This window comes from Prescottella subtropica, assembly GCF_005434945.1.
Taxonomy (GTDB): Bacteria; Actinomycetota; Actinomycetes; order Mycobacteriales; family Mycobacteriaceae; genus Prescottella; species Prescottella subtropica.
This window is the reverse complement of sequence record NZ_SKCH01000030.1, coordinates 1-24484: the sequence shown is the minus strand read 5'-3', so window position 1 is coordinate 24484 and position 24484 is coordinate 1. Positions and strand designations below refer to the sequence as shown.

The 24484-nt window shown below is 69.4% G+C and carries 19 protein-coding genes, 1 tRNA gene and 1 pseudogene; 10 read left to right on the top strand and 11 right to left on the bottom strand.

Annotated features, from left to right (window positions below):
• Positions 1-21: 21 nt before the first annotated feature.
• From thrC to argS, 4 genes are read right to left on the bottom strand one after another with little or no spacing between them, the layout of a single operon-like run.
• Positions 22-1107, bottom strand: a complete 1086-nt coding sequence (thrC, locus tag E0497_RS18485; protein ID WP_137726264.1) for a threonine synthase — start codon at positions 1105-1107, stop codon at positions 22-24.
• Entirely contained in the window at positions 1104-2417 is a 1314-nt protein-coding gene (locus E0497_RS18480; RefSeq protein ID WP_137726263.1) for a homoserine dehydrogenase, read from the bottom strand. The genes thrC and E0497_RS18480 overlap by 4 nt, the downstream gene beginning before the upstream one ends.
• Positions 2414-3835: a diaminopimelate decarboxylase gene (gene lysA, locus E0497_RS18475; protein ID WP_137726262.1), complete on the bottom strand. Its 1422-nt coding sequence runs from the start codon at positions 3833-3835 to the stop codon at positions 2414-2416. Before lysA ends, E0497_RS18480 begins: the two co-directional genes overlap by 4 nt.
• Positions 3832-5484, bottom strand: a complete 1653-nt coding sequence (argS, locus tag E0497_RS18470; RefSeq protein WP_137726261.1) for an arginine--tRNA ligase — start codon at positions 5482-5484, stop codon at positions 3832-3834. The genes lysA and argS overlap by 4 nt, the downstream gene beginning before the upstream one ends.
• A 191-nt stretch (positions 5485-5675) precedes the next feature.
• Here argS and E0497_RS18465 point away from each other — a divergent pair, with 191 nt between their 5' ends.
• The 3 genes from E0497_RS18465 to E0497_RS18455 all read left to right on the top strand — a co-directional run bounded on the left by E0497_RS18465 (position 5676) and on the right by E0497_RS18455 (position 7550).
• Positions 5676-6566, top strand: coding sequence for a DUF3105 domain-containing protein (locus E0497_RS18465; protein ID WP_137726260.1), 891 nt, complete (start codon positions 5676-5678; stop codon positions 6564-6566).
• 1 nt (position 6567) lies between these two features.
• Positions 6568-7284: a DUF305 domain-containing protein gene (locus E0497_RS18460; RefSeq protein ID WP_137726259.1), complete on the top strand. Its 717-nt coding sequence runs from the start codon at positions 6568-6570 to the stop codon at positions 7282-7284.
• A 193-nt stretch (positions 7285-7477) separates the two neighbouring features.
• Positions 7478-7550: transfer RNA gene (locus E0497_RS18455), tRNA-Arg, on the top strand.
• A 78-nt stretch (positions 7551-7628) separates the two neighbouring features.
• On the opposite strand, the gene E0497_RS18450 is transcribed toward E0497_RS18455, so the two are convergent.
• Both E0497_RS18450 and E0497_RS18445 read right to left on the bottom strand, forming a co-directional pair.
• The gene (locus E0497_RS18450; RefSeq protein WP_137726258.1) at positions 7629-8900 is read right to left on the bottom strand and encodes a hypothetical protein; all 1272 of its coding nucleotides are present in this window, start codon (positions 8898-8900) and stop codon (positions 7629-7631) included.
• A gap of 18 nt (positions 8901-8918) precedes the next feature.
• Positions 8919-9953 (bottom strand): TIGR03617 family F420-dependent LLM class oxidoreductase, encoded by a 1035-nt coding sequence (locus tag E0497_RS18445; RefSeq protein ID WP_137726257.1) that lies wholly within the window; start codon positions 9951-9953, stop codon positions 8919-8921.
• Positions 9954-10008: 55 nt separating this feature from the next.
• Here E0497_RS18445 and E0497_RS18440 point away from each other — a divergent pair, with 55 nt between their 5' ends.
• Entirely contained in the window at positions 10009-13302 is a 3294-nt protein-coding gene (locus E0497_RS18440) for an arabinosyltransferase domain-containing protein (protein WP_137726284.1), read from the top strand.
• 9 nt (positions 13303-13311) lie between these two features.
• Here the strand turns inward: E0497_RS18440 and E0497_RS18435 are convergent, their stop codons facing one another.
• The 4 genes from E0497_RS18435 to E0497_RS18420 form a co-directional block, all read right to left on the bottom strand.
• On the bottom strand, positions 13312-14442 hold the full coding sequence (locus tag E0497_RS18435; protein WP_137726256.1) for a 3'(2'),5'-bisphosphate nucleotidase CysQ: 1131 nt from the start codon (positions 14440-14442) through the stop codon (positions 13312-13314).
• Entirely contained in the window at positions 14436-16292 is a 1857-nt protein-coding gene (cysC, locus tag E0497_RS18430; protein ID WP_137726255.1) for an adenylyl-sulfate kinase, read from the bottom strand. The genes E0497_RS18435 and cysC overlap by 7 nt, the downstream gene beginning before the upstream one ends.
• The gene (gene cysD / locus E0497_RS18425) at positions 16292-17218 is read right to left on the bottom strand and encodes a sulfate adenylyltransferase subunit CysD (protein WP_421958361.1); all 927 of its coding nucleotides are present in this window, start codon (positions 17216-17218) and stop codon (positions 16292-16294) included. Before cysD ends, cysC begins: the two co-directional genes overlap by 1 nt.
• Positions 17219-17319: 101 nt before the next feature.
• Positions 17320-18258, bottom strand: coding sequence for an IclR family transcriptional regulator (locus E0497_RS18420; protein WP_137726253.1), 939 nt, complete (start codon positions 18256-18258; stop codon positions 17320-17322).
• 92 nt (positions 18259-18350) lie between these two features.
• Here E0497_RS18420 and E0497_RS18415 point away from each other — a divergent pair, with 92 nt between their 5' ends.
• From E0497_RS18415 to E0497_RS18395, 5 genes are all read left to right on the top strand, one after another.
• The gene (locus E0497_RS18415; RefSeq protein ID WP_137726252.1) at positions 18351-19517 is read left to right on the top strand and encodes a hypothetical protein; all 1167 of its coding nucleotides are present in this window, start codon (positions 18351-18353) and stop codon (positions 19515-19517) included.
• A gap of 4 nt (positions 19518-19521) precedes the next feature.
• On the top strand, positions 19522-20304 hold the full coding sequence (locus tag E0497_RS18410; RefSeq protein WP_137726251.1) for an SDR family oxidoreductase: 783 nt from the start codon (positions 19522-19524) through the stop codon (positions 20302-20304).
• 43 nt (positions 20305-20347) lie between these two features.
• Positions 20348-21484, top strand: coding sequence for a sulfotransferase family protein (locus E0497_RS18405; protein WP_137726250.1), 1137 nt, complete (start codon positions 20348-20350; stop codon positions 21482-21484).
• 115 nt (positions 21485-21599) lie between these two features.
• Positions 21600-22991, top strand: coding sequence for an alpha/beta hydrolase domain-containing protein (locus tag E0497_RS18400; RefSeq protein WP_137726249.1), 1392 nt, complete (start codon positions 21600-21602; stop codon positions 22989-22991).
• A 278-nt stretch (positions 22992-23269) separates the two neighbouring features.
• Complete coding sequence (locus tag E0497_RS18395; RefSeq protein WP_137726248.1) at positions 23270-23800, top strand: MarR family winged helix-turn-helix transcriptional regulator; 531 nt, start codon at positions 23270-23272, stop codon at positions 23798-23800.
• Between the two features lie 12 nt (positions 23801-23812).
• Here the strand turns inward: E0497_RS18395 and E0497_RS18390 are convergent, their stop codons facing one another.
• Entirely contained in the window at positions 23813-24160 is a 348-nt protein-coding gene (locus E0497_RS18390; protein ID WP_137726283.1) for an antibiotic biosynthesis monooxygenase family protein, read from the bottom strand.
• Positions 24161-24231: 71 nt separating this feature from the next.
• Here E0497_RS18390 and E0497_RS18385 point away from each other — a divergent pair.
• A pseudogene (locus tag E0497_RS18385) lies at positions 24232-24484 on the top strand (HNH endonuclease signature motif containing protein); the annotation flags it as partial.

The following is a 24484-nucleotide window of genomic DNA, read 5'->3' as shown; positions in this document are numbered from 1 at the left end:
CCGTGTCGGGAGCCGAGGCCACTACGCCAACTCGAGGGCGGCCGCCACAGCGACCGGGTCGACCGGAATCGGCTGCACCACAGGCATACCCGCGAGCGCGGTGTCCGGGTCCTTGAGGCCGTTTCCGGTGACCGTGCACACGACGGTCAGGCCCGAATCCAGCCAGCCCTCCTTGCGGGCCGCGAGCAGGCCGGCGACGCTGGCCGCCGACGCGGGCTCGACGAACACGCCCTCGGTCGCGGCGATGAGCCGGTACGCCTCGAGGATCTCCTCGTCGGTGGCGGCGCGGAACGCGCCGTTCGACTCCTCCTTCGCGGCCACCGCGCCGTCCCACGACGCGGGGGCACCGATGCGGATGGCGGTCGCGATGGTCTCCGGATCCTTGACCGGGGCACCGTGCACGAGTGGCGCGGCACCGGCGGCCTGGACTCCGAGCATGCGCGGACGGACCGAGGTGATGCCGTCGGCGAAGTACTCGGAGTAGCCGCGCCAGTAGGCGGTGATGTTGCCGGCGTTGCCGACGGGCAGCGCGTGCACGTCGGGGGCCTTGCCGAGCGCGTCGCAGATCTCGAACGCGGCGGTCTTCTGGCCCTCGATACGCACCGGGTTGACCGAGTTGACCAGGCCGATGGTCGGGAACTCGGACGTGGTCTTGCGGGCGAGTTCGAGGCAGTCGTCGAAGTTGCCCTGCACCTGGATGATCCGTGCACCGTGCATGACGGCCTGCGCGAGCTTACCCATCGCGATCTTGCCCTGCGGGACCAGCACCGCGCAGCCCATCTTCGCCTTGGCGGCGTAGGCGGCCGCGGACGCGGACGTGTTGCCGGTCGACGCGCACAGCACGGCCTGCTGGCCGCGGGCGAGCGCGTCGGTGACGGCCATCGTCATACCGCGGTCCTTGAAGGAGCCGGTGGGGTTGAGGCCCTCGACCTTGAGGTAGACGTCGCAGCCGGTGAGCTCGGACAGGTGCCCGGCCGGCAGCAGCGGCGTGCCGCCCTCGCGCAGGGTGACGGTCTTCCAGTTCTCACCGATCGCGAGCCGGTCACGGTACGCCTCGATCAGTCCGGGCCACGGGGTGTGGACGGCCTTGTGGGGAACGGCGGTCATTCGGCGGTACCTTCCAGTCGGAGCACGCTGGTCACAGCGGTTACGGATTCGAGTTCGGCAAGCGCGGCAACGGTTTCCGACAGTGCCGCGTCGGTCGCGAGGTGGGTGACGACGACCAGCCGGGCCCCGTCGCCGGCACCCTCCTGCCGCACCGTCGAGATACTCACGCCCCGCGTGGAGAACTCGGCGGCGACCGCGGAGAGCACACCGGGCCGGTCCGCAACCTGCATGTTGACGTAGTAGCGGGTGGGGATGTCGCCCATCGGCGCGATGGCCAGGTCCGCGTACCGGGACTCGCGCGGACCGCGTCCGCCCTGGACCCGGTTGCGGGCCGCCATCACCACGTCGCCCATGACGGCGGACGCGGTGGGTGCACCGCCGGCACCCTGCCCGTAGAACATCAACCGGCCCGCGTTGGCCGATTCGACGACCACCGCGTTGTAGGCGCCGTTGACCCCGGCCAGCGGGTGCGACCGCGGCACGAGTGCCGGGTACACGCGCGCCGAGACACGCTCGCCGCCGTCGGCGTCGACGATGCGCTCGCAGATCGACAGCAGCTTGATGGTGCAGTCGAGCGACTTGGCGGCGTCGAGGTCGTCCGCGGAGATCGACGAGATGCCCTCGCGGTACACGTCGCCGGCGGTGACGCGGGTGTGGAACGCGATGGACGCGAGGATCGCGGCCTTCGATGCGGCGTCGAAGCCCTCGACGTCGGCGGTCGGGTCGGCCTCGGCGTACCCGAGTCGGCCGGCCTCGGCGAGCGTGTCCGCGTAGTCGGCACCGGTCTCGTCCATCGCGGAGAGGATGAAGTTGGTGGTGCCGTTGACGATGCCGAGGACGCGGTCGACGCGGTCACCGGCGAGCGACTGCGTCAGCGGACGGATCACCGGGATCGCACCGGCCACCGCGGCCTCGAAGTACAGGTCGACGTTCTGTCGCTCGGCGGCCTCGGCGAGCTCCCCGGTGTACTCCGCGAGCAGTGCCTTGTTCGCCGTGACGACGGACTTGCCGGCGTTCAGGGCCGCGAGTACGAGCGTGCGCGGCAGGTCGATACCGCCGATGACCTCGACGACGACGTCGACGTCGTCGCGGGTCACCAGCGCCTCGGCGTCCGTCGTCAACAGTTCCTGCGGCACGCCGCGGTCACCGTCGATGCGGCGCACTGCGACACCACGCAGTTCCAGTCGTGCACCGACTCGGGCCTCGAGGTCCGCCTGGTGGTCCCGAATGATCCGGGCCACCTCGCTGCCCACGGTCCCGAGGCCGAGAACAGCCACCCCGATGGCGCGCTGCGCCGATTCGTTGGTCACTCCGTAACCTCCAAGCTGAGCAGATCTTCCACTGTTTCCCTACGCAAGATTAGGCGGGCTTCGCCGCCACGCACCGCGACCACCGCCGGGCGGGTGAGCAGGTTGTACCGGCTCGACATCGAGTAGCAGTATGCGCCGGTCGATGCGACCGCGAGCAAGTCTCCCGGACCGAGGTCGTCGGGCATCCATGCATCCCGGATCACGATGTCACCGCTCTCGCAGTGTTTGCCGACGACACGCGCGACGACCGGCTCACCGATACTGTCCCGCGACACCAGCCGGGCGTCGTACTCCGCCTGGTACAGCGACGTACGGATGTTGTCGCTCATGCCGCCGTCGACGCTGATGTAGCGGCGGGTGGCGTCGCCGTCGAGGGTGACGTCCTTGATCGTCCCCACCTCGTACAGCGTGACCGTGCCGGGTCCGACGATCGCGCGGCCGGGCTCGACCATGAGCGTCGGGACGGGCAGTCCGGCCGCCTCCGACTCGGTGGCGACGATGCGCGCGAGTTTGCCGGCGAGTTCGTCGACGGGCGGCGGGGTGTCGCTGGGCAGGTACGAGATGCCCAGGCCGCCACCGAGGTCGACGATGGTCAGCTGCGCGGTCTTCTCGGTGCCGAAGCGGTCGACGATGTCGCGCATCAGCCCGATGACCCGGTGCGCGGCCAACTCGAAGCCGTCGACCTCGAAGATCTGCGACCCGATGTGACTGTGCAGGCCGATCAGGCGCAGGTTCCCGGCCGCGAGTACGGCGGCAGCTGCTTCCATGGCCTTGCCACCGGAGAGCGAGAAACCGAACTTCTGGTCCTCGTGGGCGGTGGCGATGAACTCGTGGGTGTGCGCCTCGACACCGACCGTGATCCGGATCAGCACGTCCTGCACGACACCGTGACGGGCCGCGACCGCATCGAGCCGGTCGATCTCGACCGTCGAGTCGATCACGATGTGCCCGACACCGGAGGAGACCGCGGTCTCGAGTTCGGCGACGGACTTGTTGTTGCCGTGCATCGTGATCCGCTCGGCCGGGAACCCGGCGTGCAGCGCGACCGCGAGCTCACCGCCGGACGCGACGTCCATCGACAGGCCCTCGTCGCGCACCCAGCGGGCGATCTCCGCGGACAGGAACGCCTTCGACGCGTAGTGCACGCGCTCGGCGCCACCGAAGGCGGCGGCCATCTCCCGGCAGCGGGACCGGAAGTCGTCCTCGTCGACGACGAACAGCGGGGTGCCGAACTGCTGTGCGAGGTCGGTGACCGGGACACCGGCGAGGGTGACGACACCGTCGGTGCCGCGCGCGGCGCCGCGGGGCCACACGTGCGGCGGCAGCGTCGTCATCTCCGACGGGTTCGCCGGGCGGGCGGGCAGACCCGGGGCGTGCGGGATCTCGGCGTGCCGGGGACCGGCGGGATGCCCGTTCACATCCGCTCCGGGGCGGAGACGCCGAGCAGTCCCAGACCGTTCGCGAGGACCTGACGGGACGCGTCGCACAGGGCCAGACGCGCGGTGTGCAGGTCGCCGGCCTCCTCGTCACCCTGCGGCAGGATGCGGCAGGCGTCGTAGAAGCGGTGGTAGGTGCCCGCGAGCTCCTCGAGGTAGCGGGCGATGCGGTGCGGCTCACGCAGGTCGGCGGCCTTCGCGACGACGCGCGGGTACTCGCCGATCGTGCGGATCAGGTCGCCCTCACGGTCGTGGACGAGCAGACCCAGGTTCGGGTTCGCCGAGTTCAGGCCCAGCTCGGCGGCATTGCGGGCGATCGAGCACAGGCGGGCGTGCGCGTACTGCACGTAGTAGACGGGGTTCTCGTTGGTGGTGCTCGCCCACAGCTCGAGGTCGATGTCGATGCTCTGGTCCACCGACGAGCGCACCAGCGAGTAGCGGGCGGCGTCGACGCCGATCGCCTCGACCAGGTCGTCGAGGGTGATGACGGTGCCGGCCCGCTTGCTCATCTTCACCGCGACACCACCGCGGACCAGGTTCACCATCTGGCCGATCATGACCTCGACGGTGTCCGGATCGTCGCCGAACGCGGCCGCGGCGGCCTTGAGGCGTCCGATGTAGCCGTGATGGTCGGCGCCGAGCATGTAGATGCACAGGTCGAAGCCTCGGGACCGCTTGTCCTGGAAATAGGCGATGTCGCCGGCGATGTAGGCGGCGTCACCGTCGGACTTGATGACGACGCGGTCCTTGTCGTCGCCGTAGTCGGTGCTCTTGAGCCACCAGGCGCCGTCCTCGTGGTACAGGTTGCCCGACCCCTTGAGGGTGTCGACGGCCCGCTCCACGGCACCCGACTCGAACAGCGAGTTCTCGTGGAAGTAGACGTCGAAGTCGACGCCGAAGTCGTGCAGGGTGCGCTTGATGTGCGCGAACATCAACTCGACGCCGACCTCACGGAACGCCTCGCGGCGCTCGTCCTCGGGCAGATCGAGCGCGTTCGGCGCCTGCTTCAGGACCTGGGCGGCGATGTCCTCGATGTAGTCGCCCGCATAGCCGTCCTCGGGGGCCGGCTCACCGAGCGCGGCCGCGACCAGCGAGTTGCTGAACCGGTCGATCTGCCGGCCGTGATCGTTGAAGTAGTACTCGCGGGTGACGTCGCCGCCCTGCGTGGCCAGGATCCGGCCGAGCGCGTCACCGACGGCCGCCCACCGGGTGCCACCGAGGTGGATGGGGCCGGTCGGGTTCGCGGACACGAACTCGAGGTTGATGCGCTTCCCGGCCAGTGCGTCGCCGTTGCCGTACGCGGCACCCGCCTCGAGCGCCTTGCCGACGATCGCGCCCTGCGCGTCCGCGGCCAGGCGGATGTTGATGAATCCGGGGCCGGCGACATCGGTCGACTCGATCCCGTCGGCAGCCGCCAGCGCAGCGGCGAGCCACGTCGCGAGTTCACGCGGGTTGGCGCCGGCCTTCTTGGCGACCTGCATCGCCACATTGGTGGCGTAGTCACCGTGCTCGGGGTTGCGGGGACGCTCGACCGTCAGTGTCGCGGGCAGTACGGACACGTCGAGTCCGTGCTCGGCGAGCACTTTCGCGGCGGTCCCTCGGAGCAGTTCGGCAAGGTCGGCTGGAGTCACAGGAGTCAATCTTATGGCGTGCGACTCCGTACCGGACCACCAGTGCCGATCAGCAGGATCACGGTCCCCTCACCGCCCCCGTGGCGGCTTCCGAGGATTCTCTCAGGCGCGGACCGTACAGTGGTGTGGCCCACGAGGCGCCATACCCCTCGAGGACGCCCTTGTCCAATCACCGAAAGAGCACGCAACAGATGCCCAACGGTTCGGAAAATCGTGGTCCCGGCGGCAAGAACACGGGGTCGAAGTCAGCCAAGGCGATCAAAGCCTCCCGGAAGAAACAGGGCGGTGTGCCCACGTCCAAGCGGGGCAGCGGGGCACCGCGGCAGATTCCGTGGCTGACGATCGGCGCGGTCGTCGCCGTCGTCGCCCTCATCACCGTCCTCGCGATCAACATCGTGCCGAAGTACCGCGACCAGCAGGCGGTGGCGAAGTTCACGCCGTCGGAGTCGAACCAGGATCCGTCGTCCGAGATCGAGGGCGTCCTGAAGATCGACTACCCGGCCGGTGTGCACATCACCCCCGACCAGCGTGTCGCCTACGACCGGACCCCGCCGTTCGGCGGACCGCACGACGCCGTGTGGGCCACCTGCATGGGCACGGTCTACCCGGATCCGATCCGCACCGAGAACGCCGTCCACTCGCTCGAGCACGGCGCCATCTGGATCACGTACAACCCGGACAAGATCGACGACGCGCAGCGTCAGAAGCTCGAGGAGCGGGCGGGCGCGCGGGACGGCTACATGCTGATGTCGCCGTACCCGGGCATGGACTCCCCGATCTCGCTGCAGTCGTGGGGCCACCAGTTGAAGGTGGACAACGCCGACGACGAGCGCATCGACCAGTTCATCAAGTCGCTGCGCCTGAACCGCTACGCCTACCCCGAGGTCGGTGCGAGTTGCTCGACGATCCCCGGCTCGTTCGATCCGGCGAACCCGCCGCCGTTCGACCCGAGCGCCCCGGGCCCGGACGCCGTCCCGATGGACGGCGGCGACATCACCCCGGATCCGAACGAGGTCGGTGGCGCCGGCGGCACCGCCGGACTGCCGATACCGCAGGCCCCGGCCACCGGCGGGAACGGCTGACATGACCGAGACCGAACCGGTGTCGAATCCGCGCGGTCAGCGGACCGCGCTGACCGTGATCGGCCTGATCGGCGTCCTGGCCATCGGGTTCGCCCTCGGCTTCCTGGTGAAGCTTCCCGTCGGCGGCGAGACCACCCCGGTCCCGGCCGCGGATTCGGTGGATGTCGGGTTCTCCCAGGACATGACGGTGCACCACAACCAGGCCGTCGACATGGCGACGATCGCGCTGACGAAGTCCGGCGACCAGCCCGTGAAGAACCTCGCGTACGACATCCTGACCACCCAGCAGAACCAGGTGGGACAGATGCAGGGCTGGTTGGCGCTGTGGGACAGGGCGCCGATGCCGACCGACGGCTACATGACGTGGATGACCGAGACCGACGGAGGGCACGGCGGGCATTCCGGCCACGGGACGACGACGCAGTCGGGTGACGCCGCCGCGTCGTCGGGCGGCGGCGCGATGCCCGGCATGGCGTCCCCGCAGGAGATGGCGGCACTCGGGCAGGCGTCGGGCACCGAACTCGACGTGATGTTCCTGCAGTTGATGCTGCGGCACCACCAGGGCGGGCTGCCGATGATGGAGTACGCGGCGCAGTACGCGGATGTCGCCGCGGTGCGCAATCTCGCGGAGAAGATGGTCGCGACGCAGAAGGGCGAGTCGGATCTCATCACGAGCATGCTCGCCGAGCGTGGCGCGTCCCCGCTGCCCATGAACTGACGGTCACTCACCCCTCGCGTTTCGCGCACTTGTTGCTGGATTCCGTCCCGGATTCGTCACGACAAGTGCGCGAAACGCGAGACCGAGAGGGTCGAAGAGGCCCGAGAAACGCCGATCTACCAGGCGATGTGGATGATCACGAAGAATGCGCTACGCTAACTCCGCCCACTGGCACACCGGATAACTCCGGTGCGCCCCCGTAGCTCAGGGGATAGAGCGTTCGCCTCCGGAGCGAAAGGCCGCAGGTTCGAATCCTGCCGGGGGCACACGGAAGGCCCCACTCTCGACAGAGAGTGGGGCCTTCGGCCTTTTCTCCGTGCTTCCGCCGCGGATCCGTCGGGCCGTCAACGACTTTCACGGTTGCCGGAGCGCAGGTCCAGACCCCACGCGCCGACACCGCACACGACGACGACGGCAATCGCGGCGACGGCAGCACCGGGCGGGACGCCGCCGGACCACTCGAACACCGATCCCGGCCGGTAGTCGGCGTACCGCGCCGTGACCACCCAGGCCGCCGTCGCGGCAGCGGGAACCCCCACCGTGAACGGCAACGACAGCCCGACCGTCGACGCGGGCGCGGACGTCGGCAGGCACGCGCCGACGACGTAGCCGGCGGCGGCCGGAAGGACGAAGGTGACCGCGGCCGCAGGAACCTCCGTCCACGATTCCCCTGCCACGAGATCCGCGGCGGCCACCACCGCCAGCAGGGCGAATCCGGCAGGCGGCACCGGGAACCTCAGCCCCGCGGCGAGTCCTCCGACCAGCAGTACCGCGGAGACGACCAGCACCCACGACTCGGACGTCGCCGTCCCCAGCGACGCAGCCACCACAGCACCGGCAGCGAACAGGACGCGCCCGTCCCGCCCGGGCAGTCGCCACGCGATCGCGACCACGGCGGCGACGGCGACCACCACGTACCCGACCCACGCGACCGGCCGTGCCCCGGTGTCGGCCAGGATCCAGTGGGCAGCGAACGCCGCGACCGGCAGTGCCAGGGCTGCGACGAGTACCCGGGAATCGATCCGCGCGGTCCACGATGTCCGGCGGTCGAGCAGCGCGCCGAGAACCACCAGGACCGCGGCCACAGTCGGCAGCCACACCGGGACGAGCACCGACGGTTCCCACCGACTCAGGGACGTCAGCGGGGTGTAGGCGATCCACCCGAAGTCGGCCCCGTGGACACCTCGACCTTCGACCCCCTCGGTCAGCAGGAAGGCGGCGAGCAGTCCCCCGGCCAGGCCCGCCTGGGTGCTCGCGTACCGCGCCGACGGTGGCGCCACCGCTCCCAGGATCAACCCTGCGGCAACAGCATTCGAGTACAGAAGCACCGCCGACTCCGACGGGTAGTCGATCGCACCGGGCAGGGCGAGTAGCAGCAAGCCCGCCACCGTCCCCACCGTGGTGAGTGTGATCGACCGGCGCCGGGTGAGTGCGGCCGTGACGGCGACCGCCAGCAGTGCAGCGACCGCCGTCCCGGAACCGCCGGCGAACAGCACCGCGGGCAGGACGCTGTCCGCCCCCGGATTCGGAGGCAGCGGCGACCACAGCACCCGTCCGGCGAGCAGCCCGCACAGCAGGGCCGCGATGATTCCCACGACACGCGCGAGACGAACCACTTCCGCACCTCTTCCGGTCTACATCTGCTGCAGTTCGGCGACGACGTCGGCGACGAACCGGTCGTGGTCCGGATTCTCCGGCAATGCGAGGGTCACCCCGGTCGACACGCCGAACGCGCGGACCGGTTCGAGGCGTTCGCGGATCACGTCGGCGAGGCGGTCGTAGCGGGCGGTGGGCACCAACGTCCCGAGGATGTCGTCGGTGACGACGTCGCGGAGTCGGTCCCAGCGGTCGTGTCGGACGAGGTCCGCGAGCGTGTCCTGCAGGTCCGGGTGGCCGTGCCGTTCGAGGGCGCCGCGGTAGGCGGGGGTGGAGTAGAGGAACGCGAACAGTCGGCGGCGGCGTTCGCGTTCGGCGGTGACGGCGTCGTCGGTGGCGCCGGTGACCACCTGCAGTCCCGCCACCACCTCGAACGTGTCGAGCGGTCGGGCACCGGCCCCGGTCTGCAGTGCGGGCAGGCACTCGTCGACGAGGTAGCGGGTGTCGGTGTTGGTGGGGTGGGTGATCAGCCCGTCCGCGGTTTCCCCCGCGACCGTGCACATGCGTCGTCCGACGCCGCCGAGGTAGATCGGGGGTGCCGGCGTGTCGGCGTCCGGTCCAGGGTTGAAGTACGGCTGCATCCGGGTGAACCGGTAGTGCTCCCCGACCTCCGGCACCAACTCGCCTGTGCGGAACGTCTCGAACACCGCCCGGAGTGTGCGGACGTACTCGCGCATGCGGGGTGCAGGCGCCGACCACGACGCCGCATACCTCTCCTCGATGTTCTGCCGGATCTGGCTGCCGAGACCCAGGTGGAAGCGTCCGCCGGACATTGCCGCCAGGTCCCACGCGGTGTAGGCGACCGCGACCGGGCTGCGGACGAACGCCAGCGCAACGGAGGTGCGGACCGTGATCCGTTCGGTTGCCTGCAGAGCGGCGAGGGCGAGCAGGAACGGGTCGTGCACGGTTTCGGAAACGTGCAGGCCGTCGTATCCGGCGGCCTCCGCGCGGCGGGCCGTGGCGGCGACGGTGGCGAGATCGGCTGCGGCATCGGTTCCGGTGTAGACCTTCATGCACGAATTTCTACCGGGTGGATTGCCGTTACCATCGCTTCTCGTGGTCGACAGCATGGTGGGGACGCAACCGCTGCCCGTGAAGAGACAACCGGAACCGACGAACGACGGGCACCCGTCGTGGTGGGATCTGCGCCGTGCCCGCCTGGTCGCGATCGTCGCGGCGGTGATCGGTGTGCTGTGCGCGGTGGCGATCCCGCTGCTACCGGTGCAGCAGGAGCAGTCGTCGCTGTCGTGGCCGCAGAACGATGTCACGACGAGTGTGCAGGCGCCGCTGGTGTCGTATGCGCCGATGTCGCTGGATGCGCGGATTCCGTGCGCGACGGTCCGCGGTCTCTCCTCCGGCGGCCTGGTCGCCTCGACGATGCCGGGTGGGGCACCCGGTGCCGAGAAGTACGGTCTCGTCGCGAGGACGGTGGCCGCGACGGACGACGCGCCCGCACGGTTCGAGGTGATCCTGCGGGACACGTCGCTGCTGTCGGTGCCGCTGTCGCAGCTGTCCGGCCCGGACTGTGCGGTGGAGATCTCGTCGGACGCGACCCGCACCGTCGCGTCGATCACCGGTTCGTCGGTCACCGAGTCGGCTGCGACGAAGACCGTCGACGGTGACGTCCGCCCGCAGATGGTCGGGGTCTTCACCGATCTCGACGGTGCAGCCCCGGCCGGGTTGTCGGTGCACGCCGAACTCGATACCCGGTTCTCGTCGTCACCGACCGCGATCAAGCTGGTCGCGATGATCGTCGCCGTCCTGGCGACACTGCTGAGTCTGGTGGCGCTGCATCGCATCGACTGCGCGGACGGCCGCCGGTCCCGCCGGTTCCTGCCCTCCCGCTGGTGGCGGTTCGGGCGTGTCGACGCCGCCGTGATCGGCACGCTCGTGCTGTGGCATTTCATCGGTGCGACCACCGCCGACGACGGCTACCAGTTCACGATGGCCCGGTCGGCGCAGTCGTCGGGTTACATGTCGAACTACTTCCGCTACTTCGGGGTGCCCGAGACCCCGTTCGGCACCCCCTACTACCAGATCTTCGGTCTGCTCGACGACATCTGGAGCGCGAGCATCTGGGTGCGGCTGCCGGCACTGCTGGCGGGCATCGTGACCTGGATGGTGCTCAGCCGTGAGGTGGTGCCGCGTCTGGGTGTCGCGGCACGTACGAGCCGGCTGGCGCTGTGGACCGGCGCCCTCGGGTTCCTCGCGGTGTGGCTGCCGTACAACAACGGGCTGCGCCCGGAACCGATCGTCGCGGCCGGTGTGCTGCTGACGTGGTGCTCGATCGAGCGGGCGATCGCGACGCGGCGGCTGCTGCCGGCGGCCGTGGCGATCCTGGTGGCGGCGGCGACGCTGTCGGTGGGACCGTCCGGGCTCATCTGTTTCGCGGCCCTGCTCGCCGGGGGGCGTCCGCTGCTGCGGATCGTCGTCGCCCGCGCGAAAACCGTCGGCTATGCGGCGGTGCTGCTGCCGATCGTCGCGTCCGGCACCGCGATCCTGGTCGCGATCTTCGCCGACCAGACGTTGGCCGCGGTCCCGGTGATGCAGGACGCGCACGTCGCCGCCGGTCCGAACGAGAACTGGACGACCGAGTTCCTGCGCTACCAGTGGCTGCTCAACATCGCCCCGGACGGCTCCCTGGCCCGCCGGTTCGGCATCTTCGCGATGTTCCTGGCGATCGTCGTCGGCATCGTCACGATTCTGCGGAACGGGGGACGCATCCCGGGCACCGCGTCCGGGCCGTCCCGCCGGATCATCGCGATCACCCTCGGCGCGGTCGCACTGATGATGTTCACCCCCACCAAGTGGACGCATCATCTCGGCATCTACGCCGGTCTGGCGGGCGCTCTCGCCGTCCTGGCGTCGGTGGCCGTCGGCACCGCGGTCCTCCGGTCACCCCGGAACCGAGCACTGTTCGCGGCCGCGGTGCTGTTCCTGCTCGCGATCACGTTCAACGGCCCGAACGGCTGGTGGTACGTCTCCGCGTACGGCGTGCCGTGGTGGGACAAGCCACCGTCGGTCAGCGGGATCGGCGCCGCCACGCTGCTGCTGGCCGGGTCGATCGGCATGCTCGCGGTCGCCGCCTGGTGCCATCTGCGGGAATCTGCCGTCCCCGCGCCGGGCTCCCGCAGTCGCCGGATCTGGGCGCTGCCACCGTTGACGATCGCGGCCGCGGCCGTCGTGCTGTTCGAGATCCTGTCGCTCGCGAAGGGCGCGGTGTCGCAGTATCCGGCGTACTCGCTGGCCCGCTCGAACGTCGACGCGTTGCGCGGACAGAACTGTGGTCTGGCGAACGACGTCCTGCTCGAGATGGACCCCAATGCGTCGATGCTGCGTCCCCTGTCGGGGGAGGTCGCGCTCGCGCTGGCCGGTTCCGAGTCGACCGGGTTCACCCCGAACGGTGTGGCCTCCGACCTCAAGGCCGACGCCGGCGACGAGTCGACGGCGGCACCGAACCTCGTGGACACGAACGACAACACCACCGCCACCGACTCCTCGGCCGGTACCGGCGGCGGCGAGGGCGCGACCGGCGTCAACCGCAGCAGTGTGGCCCTGCCGTACGGCCTCGATCCCGCGACCACCCCGGTCCTCGGCAGCTACAGCCGCGGCGACCAGACGGCGGCGACCCTCGTCAGCGGCTGGTACGGGCTGCCGGCGGTCGGCGAGAACGGCACCCGCGGCGATCTCGTGTCGATCGCCGCGGCCGGACGCATCCGGACCGTCGATCCCGACGGCATCGTCACCCCCGGTCAGGAGCTGGCCGTCGAGTACGGGGTCCGGCAGCCGGGCGGCTCGGTGACCGTCCTCGGACAGGTCGCCCCGCTCGACATCGGTCCGGCACCGTCGTGGCGGAACCTGCGGGTCCCGCTGGAGCAGTTGCCGATCGAGGCCGATGCGGTCCGTATCGTCGCGTCCGACGACAACCGGGACCCCGATCAGTGGCTGGCCGTCACTCCCCCGCGGGTGCCGCAGACGCAGATCCTGAACGACGTCGTCGGCTCGGACACCCCGGTCCTCGCGGACTGGGCGGTGGGCCTGCAGTTCCCGTGCCAGCAGCCGTTCACCCACCACGGTGGGGTCGCGGAGGTCCCGCAGTTCCGGATCATGCCGGACCGTGCCGGCGCGATCTCGACGAACCTGTGGCAGGACCACTTCGGTGGCGGCCCGCTCGGCTGGACCGACCAGTTGCTCGAGGCACGAACGATCCCGTCGTACCTGAACCACGACTGGCGCCGCGACTGGGGTCAGCTCGAACAGTTCACGCCGCGCCACGAGTCGGCGGTGCCGGCGGAGCTCACCACCGTCACCGAATCCCGGTCGGGCCTGTGGAATCCGGGGCCGATGACGCTGCGGTTCTGACGTCGGCGGTCACCGCGGTGGTTCGATGACCGCGGTGACCGCGTCGATCTCGGCGCCGCCGATCGCGAAGTGCTCCGTGATCGCGACCGTCAGCGTGTCGTGGCCGGCGGTCATGTCGAGCAGGAAGCGGGCGACGACGTCCGTGCCCCACTCGTGGAACTCGAGGTCGCGGACACCGGTGATGGGCCGGTACTGCGCCCCGGTCTCGAGCATTCCGCGGATCTCGTCGCCGGACTCGCCGGTGGCCTGCCCGTTCTCGAAGCGGCGGCAGTGCCGGGCGAGTCGCACCTTGCTCGCGTCGTGGGTGACGAGGGCGCGGACGTATTCGCGGGCCATCGCGACCCGGGGGCTGTCCTGCGGTGCCGTGCCGGTGAGCTCGGCGATCCCGTCGAGCAGTGGCTGCGCCAGGTCGGGGCGACAGATCAGCAGGTCCGGCAGGTACGGGTGGGCCTCGTTGTAGCGCAACGGGGTGCCGTCGATGCGGGAGCAGTGCAGTCCGGCGGCGAGGGCGACCCCGACCGGGGCCGCCGAATCCCACTCCCACTGCCCGCCGGCGTGCACGTAGGCGTCGGCGTCGCCGCGCACCACGGCCATCGCCTTCGCCCCCGCCGATCCCATCGGCACGATCTCGCCGTCGACTTTCCGGGCCAGTTCGGCCGCGAAGTCGGGGGGACGACTGTCGCTCACCACGATCCGCGGGCGGTCCCTGTATGTGGTCGCTGCCCGGGTGACGCCGCTGACGTACACCTCGTCTCGTGCGGGTTGCGCGACGGCGGCCGCGGTGATGCCGCTGCCCCGTTCCCCGTCACGCTCCCACAGCGCGACGTGCACGGCCCAGTCGGCGCGTCCGGGCAGCCCGTACTCGCGGGACCCGTCGAGCGGATCGATGATCCATACCCGCGGATTGTCCAGGCGGGCAGCGTCGTCCGCGGATTCCTCGGACAGGACGGCGTCGCCGGGGCGGGCCGCCGCGAGTTCCGCGAGCAGCAGGGTGTTCGCGGCGTGGTCGCCGTGGCGGCTCAGTGCCTTGGCTGCGGCCGGGTCGAGCGGCGTCTCCCCCAGTTCGCGGGACCGCAACTCGAGCAGCAGGGTGCCGGCGCGGGCGGCGAGGTCGGCGGCCAGTTCGGTGTCGGTCAGCACAGCCCCAGATACTCCATGATCTTCGCGGCCTGCGCGACCGGATCGCCATCGTCGGGGCGCAGCACCACCTCGGCGTTCCCGGGGGCCTCGTACGGGTCGTCGACACCGGTGAACCCGGTGATCTCCCCCGCGCGCGCCTTGGCGTACATGCCCTTGGGGTCGCGGGCCTCGCACTGTGCGAGCGGGGTGTCGACGAACACCTCGACGAACGGCAGTCCGGCCTCCTCGTGCAGGCGTCGCACCTTCTCCCGATCCTCCTGGTACGGGCTGATGAGGGACGCGACCGCGACTAGTCCGGCGTCGGCGAGCAGGTGCGCGACGGCCCCGACCCGGCGGACGTTCTCGGCACGATCCTGTGCCCCGAACCCGAGGTCGGCGTTGAGCCCGTGCCGCAGGTTGTCGCCGTCGAGCCGGTAGGCGGGTACCCCGGCGGCGATGAGGCGTCGTTCGAGTTCGACTGCCACCGTGGACTTCCCGGACGCGGACAGTCCCGTCAGCCACACCGTCGTGCCGCGGGTGGCGCGTTCGTCGCGGGAGACGGCGGCCGCGTGCCACACCACCTTCGAGTCCGACAGGGTCGGCCCGGTGATCATGCCGGCGGCGACGGTGTTGCCGGTGGCGTCGTCGACCAGCAGGAAACTGCCGGTGACCCGGTTGCGTCGGTACGGGTCGAACATCAGCGGCTGCTGAGTGCGCAGCTGGATGCGTCCGATCTCGTTGAGCGACAGCGACTGTGCCGTCTCGTCGCGGTGCAGGGTGTTGACGTCGAGCCGGTAGTCGAGCCGCGCGACCTGCGCCTTGGTGGCACGGGTGGTGTGCAGGACGGTGTAGCGGGCGTCGGGTCGCAGCGACGACGCCTCGGTGAGCCAGCACACCATCGCGTCGAGTTCCTGCCCGACGAGCGGCCGGTTGTTCGGCCGGCACAGGGTGTCGCCGCGGCTGATGTCGATCTCATCGGCGAGTTGCACGCACACCGCGGACGGCGCGAACGCCTCGGTGACGGGCTGCCCGCCCGGCCCCCAGATCGCCGAGATGGTCGAGGTGAACCCGGACGGCAACGCGACCACCTCGTCGCCCGGCTTGAACACGCCGCTCGCGACGGTGCCGGCGTAGCCGCGGAAGTCGTGCAGGTCGGCATCGGTCTGCTGGTGCGGGCGGATCACGTACTGCACGGGCAGTCGGGCGTCGATGAGGTTGCGGTCGGAGCCGATGTGCACCTCCTCGAGGTGGTGCAGCAGCGACGACCCCTCGTACCACGGCATGTTCTCGGTGCGGGTGACGATGTTGTCGCCCTCGAGCGCCGACACCGGGACGAACGTGAGGTCACGGACGTCGAGCTTGGTGGCGAACTGCGCGAACTCGTCCTTGATCTCCTCGAACCGTTCCTGCGACCAGTCGACGAGGTCCATCTTGTTGACGCACAGCACCAGGTGCGGGATGCCGAGCAGCGTGGACAGGAACGCGTGCCGACGGGTCTGCTCGAGGATGCCCTTGCGGGCGTCGACGAGGATCAGCGCGAGGTCCGCCGTCGACGCCCCGGTGACCATGTTGCGGGTGTACTGCTCGTGGCCGGGGGTGTCGGCGATGATGAACTTGCGCTGCGGCGTCGCGAAGTAGCGGTACGCGACGTCGATCGTGATGCCCTGCTCGCGTTCGGCACGCAGCCCGTCGGTGAGCAACGCCAGGTCGGTGTGCTCGGCGCCGCGGTCACGGCTGCTGCGTTCGACAGCCTCGAGCTGGTCCTCGAAGATCGACTTGGAGTCGTACAGCAGCCGTCCGATGAGGGTGGACTTGCCGTCGTCGACGCTGCCCGCGGTCGCGACGCGCAGTAGTTGCCGGGTGTGCACCATCAGAAGTACCCCTCCTTCTTGCGATCTTCCATGCCGGCCTCGGAGATCCGGTCGTCGGCGCGGGTGGCGCCCCGTTCGGTGATGCGACTGGCCGCGACCTCGGTCACGACCTCGTCGGCGGTCGCTGCACTCGATTCGACGCAGCCGGTGCAGGTGGCGTCGCCGACGGTGCGGAATCTGACGAGTTCCTCCCGGGACTCTTCGCCTGGAAGGAGCGTCAGGAACCGGGTGTGCGCCAACAGCATTCCGTCACGTTCGACGACCCGGCGCCGGTGCGCGTAGTAGATGTCCGGCAGCTCGATGTTCTCCTCCGCGATGTACTGCCAGATGTCGAGTTCGGTCCAGTTGGACAGCGGGAACACCCGGATGTGTTCACCCTTGCGGTGCCGGCCGTTGTACAGGCTCCACAGTTCGGGGCGCTGGGCCTTGGGATTCCACTGCCCGAACTCGTCCCGGAAACTGAAGACGCGTTCCTTGGCGCGGGCCTTCTCCTCGTCGCGGCGGGCCCCGCCGAACACCGCGTCGAACCGGTTCTCCCGGATACCGCGCAGCAGCGAATGCGTCTGCAGCCGATTGCGGCTCGCCCGCGGACCCGTCTCCTCGACGACGTTGCCGGCGGCGATGTCGTCCTCGACACTCGCGACCACGAGGCGCAGGCCGAGACGGTCGACGGTCCGATCCCGGAACTCGACGACCTCGTCGAAGTTGTGGCCGGTGTCGACGTGCATCACCGGCAGCGGCACGCGCGCCGGCCAGAACGCCTTGGCCGCGAGATGCAGCATCACGACCGAGTCCTTGCCGCCGGAGAACAGCAGGCCGGGACGCTCGAACGTCGCGGCGACCTCACGGAAGATGTGGACCGCCTCGGCCTCGAGCGCCTGCAGGTGCGTCAGCTCGTAGGCGGGCGGGGATGTCGGGGATGTCACGCGCAACTCCTCCACGGAGATTCGGTTCATATTTGTACCGATTCGGTTCATAATGCTCCTGTGCGCCGAGAATAGAACGCGTTCCACCCGCGGTCAATGGTTCACGCACGCACCGGCGGGCGGCCCCCGATCTCCGCGGTCACCGCATCGGCGGCCGCGACGAGGGCCGCGCCGCGCCGGGCGATCTCGGCACCACTGACGGATCCGCCGACGTCGAGAGTGAGCACGAGCGCCTGACGCCCGTCGCTGTCGTAGCAGGGTGCGGCGACGAGGCTGACCGGATAGTCGACGTCGGCCGCGGTCTCGCTGGCGAGGTAGACGCGCTCGCCGAGGCTGGAGACGACCTCGCCGATCAACTCCTTCAGTTCCGCCGGCAGGTCCCGCCCGGCGACCCCGGCCATGAGCGAGAACAGTTTGCGGCCGACCGGGGTGAGCCGTTCGACGAGATAGCCGGCGCGACGGCAGTCGTCGACGACACGGGCGAGCAGATCCCGGTCGAGCACGACGGGCAGGGCCGGTTCGCGGCGCAGCCACGCCTCGAGGTCGTCGTCGCCGTCCCAGATCACGTACATGAGTCCGACGGGCGGCGCGAACGGGTAGGACTGTCCGGCCCGGGCGGCGGTGCGCCCCAGCGCCACTCCGGGCGGGGTGACGTTCTCGAGGATCGTCACCTGGTCGCCGACGACGGTGGACGCCGTGCACACCGCGCCGTACTCGGCGGCGAGCCCCTCGAGGTGGGCGCGGGCGATCGCACCGACCGCGAAGCCGCGCTGCGCGGCCCGACCGGCCGCGATGAGCGCGGGTCCGAGGCCGTACGTCTTCTCCCGCGGGTCGCGGGTGAGGTACCCGGCCGCGGCCAGTTCGGACACGATGCCCAGGCATGTCGGCTTGCTGATCCCCAGGGTGCGGGCGAGTTCGGACAGCCCGAACCGCTGGTCGGGGCGCGCGACCAGGTAGTCGATCACCTGCACGACCCGCGCGGTGGGCGGGGAACGGCGGCCGCCGGGTTCGGCGGCACCGGTGGATTCTGCAGAGATCATTGACCACTCCTTGAAACACGTTCTATCGTCGGATCACGACGCGATCTACCACTTGGGTACATATTTGTACCACCTGATCGAAGGAGCACGATGTGCTGACGGATCCACTCGCCGAGGCGATCGCCGAGGCCGAGAAGCTCGTGGCGGACGCCCCCCACATCCGGTCCGAACAGGACCTCCTCGAGGGCATGCAGTACCTCGCCGGCGGCATCCTCGCGACCGTGCACGCCGCGTGGGCGACGGAGAAGACCCATCCGAGTTTCCTCTCCGGGACCGGCCCGTTCACGAAGATGGGACTCGACAACCCGGACACGCTGTACTTCGGCACCCGGATCAACGACGACGCCGAGTACATCGTCACCGGCACCCGCGGCACCACCGCGGATCTGAGCTTCCAGGTACTCAGCGGCAACTACACCAACGCCAACGTGCCGGGCAGCGAGATCGCGTTCGACGACCGCGAACTGCACCTCGAGGACGACGGCAGCTTCGTCGCCACGTTCGGCCCGGGTCCGGCGGACGGCCGCCGCAACCACTTCACGCTCGCGCCCGGATCGTCGCAGCTCGTGGTCCGCGAGGTGTACAGCGACTGGAGCCAGCGGCGCGGCACCATCCGCATCGAACGCGCCGACCGGATCGGGGTGCCGCCGCCGGCGCTCACCCGCGAGGAGACCGAGAAGCGGTTCGCCCGCGCCGGGAAGGCACTGGTCGGACGGGTCAAGACATGGCTGCAGTTCCCGCAGTGGTTCTACGACACCCTGCCGGTCAACACCATGACCGCGCCGCGCCTGACGCCGGGAGGGCTGGCCACACAGTACTCGTCGGTGGGCCACTACGAACTCGCCGACGACGAGGCGATGATCATCACCGTCCCGAAATCCGATGCGCCGTACCAGGGTTTCCAGCTGGGTAGCCTGTGGTACATCTCGCTGGACTACCTGGACCACCAGACGTCGCTGAACAACGCTCAGGCCCAGGTCGATCCGGACGGCATGATCCGGATGGTCCTGTCCGAACGCAATCCCGGTGTCACCAACTGGCTCGAGGCCCTCGGCCACCCCCGCGGCTACCTGCAGTTCCGGTGGCAGCGCACGTCGCGCGCGTTCACGCCCGCCGACGGCCCGACCGTCGAGGTCGTCAAGGTCGACGACGTCGCCGCGGCCCTGCCGTTCCACGATCACAACACCATCACGCCGGAGGACTACGCCGCCCGCATCGCGGCGCGCCGAGCCGCCGTCGCCGACCGAATGCTGGGGTAAACACATGTCGAATCTGTTGCAGGACAAGATCGTCGTCGTCTCCGGCGTGGGACCGGCACTCGGCCGCACCCTCGCGCTGCGCTGTGCCGAAGCCGGCGCCGACCTGGTACTCGCCGCCCGCACCCAGGAACGCCTCGACGAGGTCGCCAAGGAGGTCGCCGACCTGGGCCGCCGCGCCGTGACGGTGTCCACCGACATCACCGATCAGGCGTCGGCGGAGAACCTGGCGGCCACCGCACTCGACGCCTACGGCCGGGTCGACGGTCTGATCAACAACGCATTCAGGGTGCCGTCGATGAAGCCGTTCGCGCGCACCGACTTCCAGCACATCCGGGACGCCGTCGAGTTGACGGTCCTCGGCGCACTGCGGCTCACGCAACTGTTCACGCCGGCACTGGCCGAGTCGAAGGGCTCCGTCGTGAACGTCAATTCGATGGTGGTGCGGCACTCCCAGGAACGGTACGGCAGCTACAAGCTGGCGAAGTCGGCGCTGCTCGCGATGTCGCAGTCCCTGGCCACCGAACTGGGCCCGCAGGGTATCCGCGTCAATTCCGTTGCTCCCGGCTACATCTGGGGTGACACCCTGAAGCAGTACTTCGAACATCAGGCGAACAAGTTCGGGATCACGATCGAGCAGATCTACGAACACACCGCCGCGGCCAGCGATCTCAAGCGTCTGCCGACCACCGAGGAGGTCGCCGACGCGGTGATCTTCCTGTCGTCGCCGATGGCGTCCGCGATCACCGGGCAGTGCCTCGACGTCAACTGCGGCGAATTCCATCACTAGGAGTGGAGCCTGCGGAACGACCGGACAACACTGAGAGGGAATAATGACCGAACGCACGACTGTCGGTACCGTCGAGGACCTGCACGCGTCCGCGACGAAGATGACCGGCCTGACCGATTTCGGTGTCGACGACTACACCGAGGCCCTCGGTGTCCTGCTGGAATCGTATGCGCGGGACGAGGATCTGACGCCGTTCGGCAGTAAGATCTCCCGCGTCTTCCTGCGTGGCGCTCTGGTCGCCCGTCTGCTGTCGGAGGCGGCGTGGAAGCAGTTCCCCGAGCACGCCGACGTCGCGATCGACCGTCCGATCTTCGTGACCGGACTGCCGCGCACCGGCACCACCGCGCTGCACCGTCTGCTCACCGCGGACCCGGGCCATCAGGGTCTGGAGATGTGGTTGACGGAGATGCCGCAGCCACGTCCGCCGCGGGACACGTGGGAGTCGAACCCGGTGTTCGCGGCGATCGAGAAGCAGTTCGGGCAGCATCACGTCGAGCACCCCGAGTTCATGGGCGTGCACTACATGTCGGCCGGTGAGGTCGAGGAGTGCTGGCAGTTGCTGCGGCAGACGTTCAAGTCGGTGTCGTACGAGTGCCTGGCCCACCTGCCGACGTACTCGACGTGGCTCGAGGGTCAGGACTGGACCAACGCGTATGCGCGGCACAAGAAGAACCTGCAGCTGATCGGCCTGCCCGATCGGGACCGCCGCTGGGTACTCAAGAATCCGAGTCACCTGTTCGCACTCGACGAGTTGATGGCGGTGTACCCGGATGCACTGGTCGTGCAGACGCACCGCCCGCCGACCACGATCATCCCGTCGATGTGCAGTCTCGCCGAGCACGCGACCGACGGGTGGTCGAACCGGTTCCGCGGCGAGGTGATCGGCCGCAGCCAGCTGGACCTGTGGGCCCGGGGCCTCGACGACTTCACCGCGGCCCGCGCGAAGTACGACCCGGCGCAGTTCGTCGACGTCGAGTACGGCGACTTCGTCGGCGATCCGCTCGGCACCGTCGAGAAGATCTACTCGCAGTTCTCGATTCCGTTCTCCGAGCAGGCCCGGGCGTCGATGGAGGCCATGCATGCGGAGAGCCGGACCGGTGGCCGCGCGCCGGCGCACCGGTACACCCTCGAGGACTACGGGCTCACCGCCGCGGAGGTGAACGAGCGTTTCGGCAGCTGAACCGATCCGGACGTCCCATCCAACGAGAGTTTGTGTGATCGGCACCACATCTAGCGTTAGATTTCATGGATGGGGATGCGGGCGGCGCAGCCCCGGGTAGAGAGGCTCGATCCGAATGTTCCTGCACGCACGACGATTCGACACCGACAATCCCTCGACCACCGGGATCCACGGCACACCGGCCACCGCAACGTCCGTCGATCTGACGGCCGCCGGCTACCTCGAGCAGGAGTTCTTCCTCAGCGGTACGGCCACGGCGTACCGCGAGGACGGCGAGTGGGGCCCGGACGGGCGGTGGTCGGCGACCGAGGCCGGGCAGGCCCCGTACCGGACCCGACTACTGGTGCGGCGGCCGGCCGATCCGGAGCGGTTCAACGGCACCGTCGTCGTCGAGTGGCTCAACATCAGCGGCGGCGTCGACGTGGACGTGGACTTCGGATACATGCATTCGGAGTTGCTGCAGGGATACGCATGGGTGGGGGTGTCGGCGCAGGCCGCCGGTGTGAACAGCACCGGCGGCAGCCCACTCGGGCCGAATGCGGTGGGACACAAGGCGTGGAATCCGCTGCGGTACGGTCCCCTGCACCATCCGGGTGACGCCTACTCGTACGACATCTTCTCCCAGGCCGGTACCGCGCTGCGGGCGCCGCGGGGCGCCGATCCCCTCGCCGGGCTCGACGTCGAGTATCTGCTCGCCACCGGGCAGTCCCAGTCGGCGATGCGGATGCTCACGTACGCCAACGCGATCCAACCTTTGGACGAGGTGTTCGACGGCATCGTGATCCACAGCCGTGCCGGTTTCGGGGCGCCCCTCGGTTCCGGCACGGGGGTCCCGATGCTCGACGGGCCGGACGGGCCCGCCGTGGTCTCCCCCGCCCGGATCCGCACCGATCTGGATGTGCCGGTGTTCCAGATCGTCACCGAGACCGAACTGTTCGAACTCGGCGGCACACCCGAACGGTCGTTCGTCGCCGCCCGGCAACCGGACACCGAGTTGCTCCGGACGTGGGAGATCGCCGGCGCCGCCCATTCCGACGCACATGCGCTGCGGATCCTGTACCCGCAGTACACGGCCCAGTTCGGCACGATCCGGGACCTGTCGGCGGTGATCCCGATCGTCAACGACGGCCAGCAGGCGCAGGTCGTGTCGGCGGCGCTACGGGCGCTGCGGGCATGGGTGGCCGACGGTGTCGCGCCGGCCACCGCGGATCCGATCGAGTCCGTCGACGGCACGATCGTGCGGGACCGGTTCGGCAACGCCGTCGGCGGCGTCCGCACACCGGCCGTGGACGCACCGACCGCGACGCTGACCGGTGAGACGGTGCAGGTACCGCACAACGGTGCGACGGTACGTCTGGACGCGGACACGCTCGCGGCGCTGTACCCGAGCCCGGACGACTACGTCACCGCGGTGACGGCGGCCGCCGATCGGGCTGTCGCAGCGGGCTTCCTGCGTTTCGAGGACGGGCGGGCGCTGGTCGCGGCGTCACGCACGTCACACATTTGAACGAACATTCGGGCGAGTCGCCGCATCCGACCGGTTGTCCGGAATGCTAGTTTTTCCTGCGGTGGCCGTCCGCCACCACTTCATCGCATCACCCTGAAGGATTGAACATGGAAATGCTCAGCGCCGTCATCAACATCGTGTCGATCGCCTACAAGCTCTTCGAGCAGGTCAGCACCTTCAGCTGATCCGATAACGCTTCGTCCGGGCCGGGTCTCCTTCGGGAACCCGGCCCGTACGCGTGATTACGCCCGGGTTCACCCGCGTGGGATGATCGAGCCATGCCGTCACCGTTGCCGCTGGATCCGATCGAGGAAGCGCACCGCCAGTGGACCGGCCACGGTTGGGGCGCAGTCGCGGACGGTATGGCCGCGGTGACATCGGTGGTCCGGGCGCAGCAGATCATGATGGCCCGCGTCGACGAGGCCCTCAAACCGTTCGGGCTCACGTTCTCCCGCTACGAACTACTCACACTGCTGACGTTCACGCGCAGCGGCGCACTGCCCATGGCGAAAGCCAGCGCCCGCCTCCAGGTGCATCCCACCAGCGTCACCAATGCCGTCGACCGCCTCGAGAAAGCCGGCCTGGTCCGCCGCGTCCCGCACCCCACCGACCGTCGCACGACGCTCGTCGAAATCACCGACGCCGGCCGCGACCTGTCCCGCCGCGCCACCGAAGCCCTCAACGCAACCGTGTTCGCCGAACCCGGCCTCGCCCCCGACAAACTCGACGCCCTCATCCGCATCCTCACCGAACTACGCGTCCGCGCAGGCGATTTCGACACCGGCGAGCAGCCGGGCAAGTGGTATTGAGGTAGTCACCCGTCAGGAGCGCGACTCCGCCTCACCCTCCCCCGCCCTACCCGCATCGGGCATGGGCTCAGTGAGCACCCGTTCGTAGTGCTCGACGAGTGGGAACGGATCGTAGAAGTGATGCAGCAGTCGACGCCACCGCTCGTACTCCGGTGAGCCACGAAAGCCCTCGACATGGTCGTCCAGCGTCTCCCATTCGACGAGCAGCAGATACGTTCCCGGCCGCTCGACGCAGCGCGACAGCGTCAATCGCTCGAACCCCGGCATCGTCGAGATGATCGACTTCGCCTCCTCGAACGCCGACTCGAAGTCCGCTTCGAGGCCGGCTCGGACGTTCAGCAGCGCATGCTCGAGGACCATGCGGGTCATCGTCGCATCCCTATCCGCGGATTCACCGATGCCTGTCGGTGGCGTGCCCTAGAATCGAAACTATGTTCGAACAAGGGGTGGTTCCCGACGCTACGGATGCAGCCGACGCGTTACGCGTGTTGCATGCGCGGATCGCGCGGGAACAGTTCACCGAAATCGACGCGGTCACCGACCTGTTCGAAGCCCGCTGCACCGAGGACAAGCAGGCCGGCCGCAACGAATCCCGGGAAGGCGAGTCCGCGCACGTCGAGGTCGCCGGCATCCTGGGACTCACCGAAACCGCCGCCCGCCGGATGATCGGACTCGGCTACGACC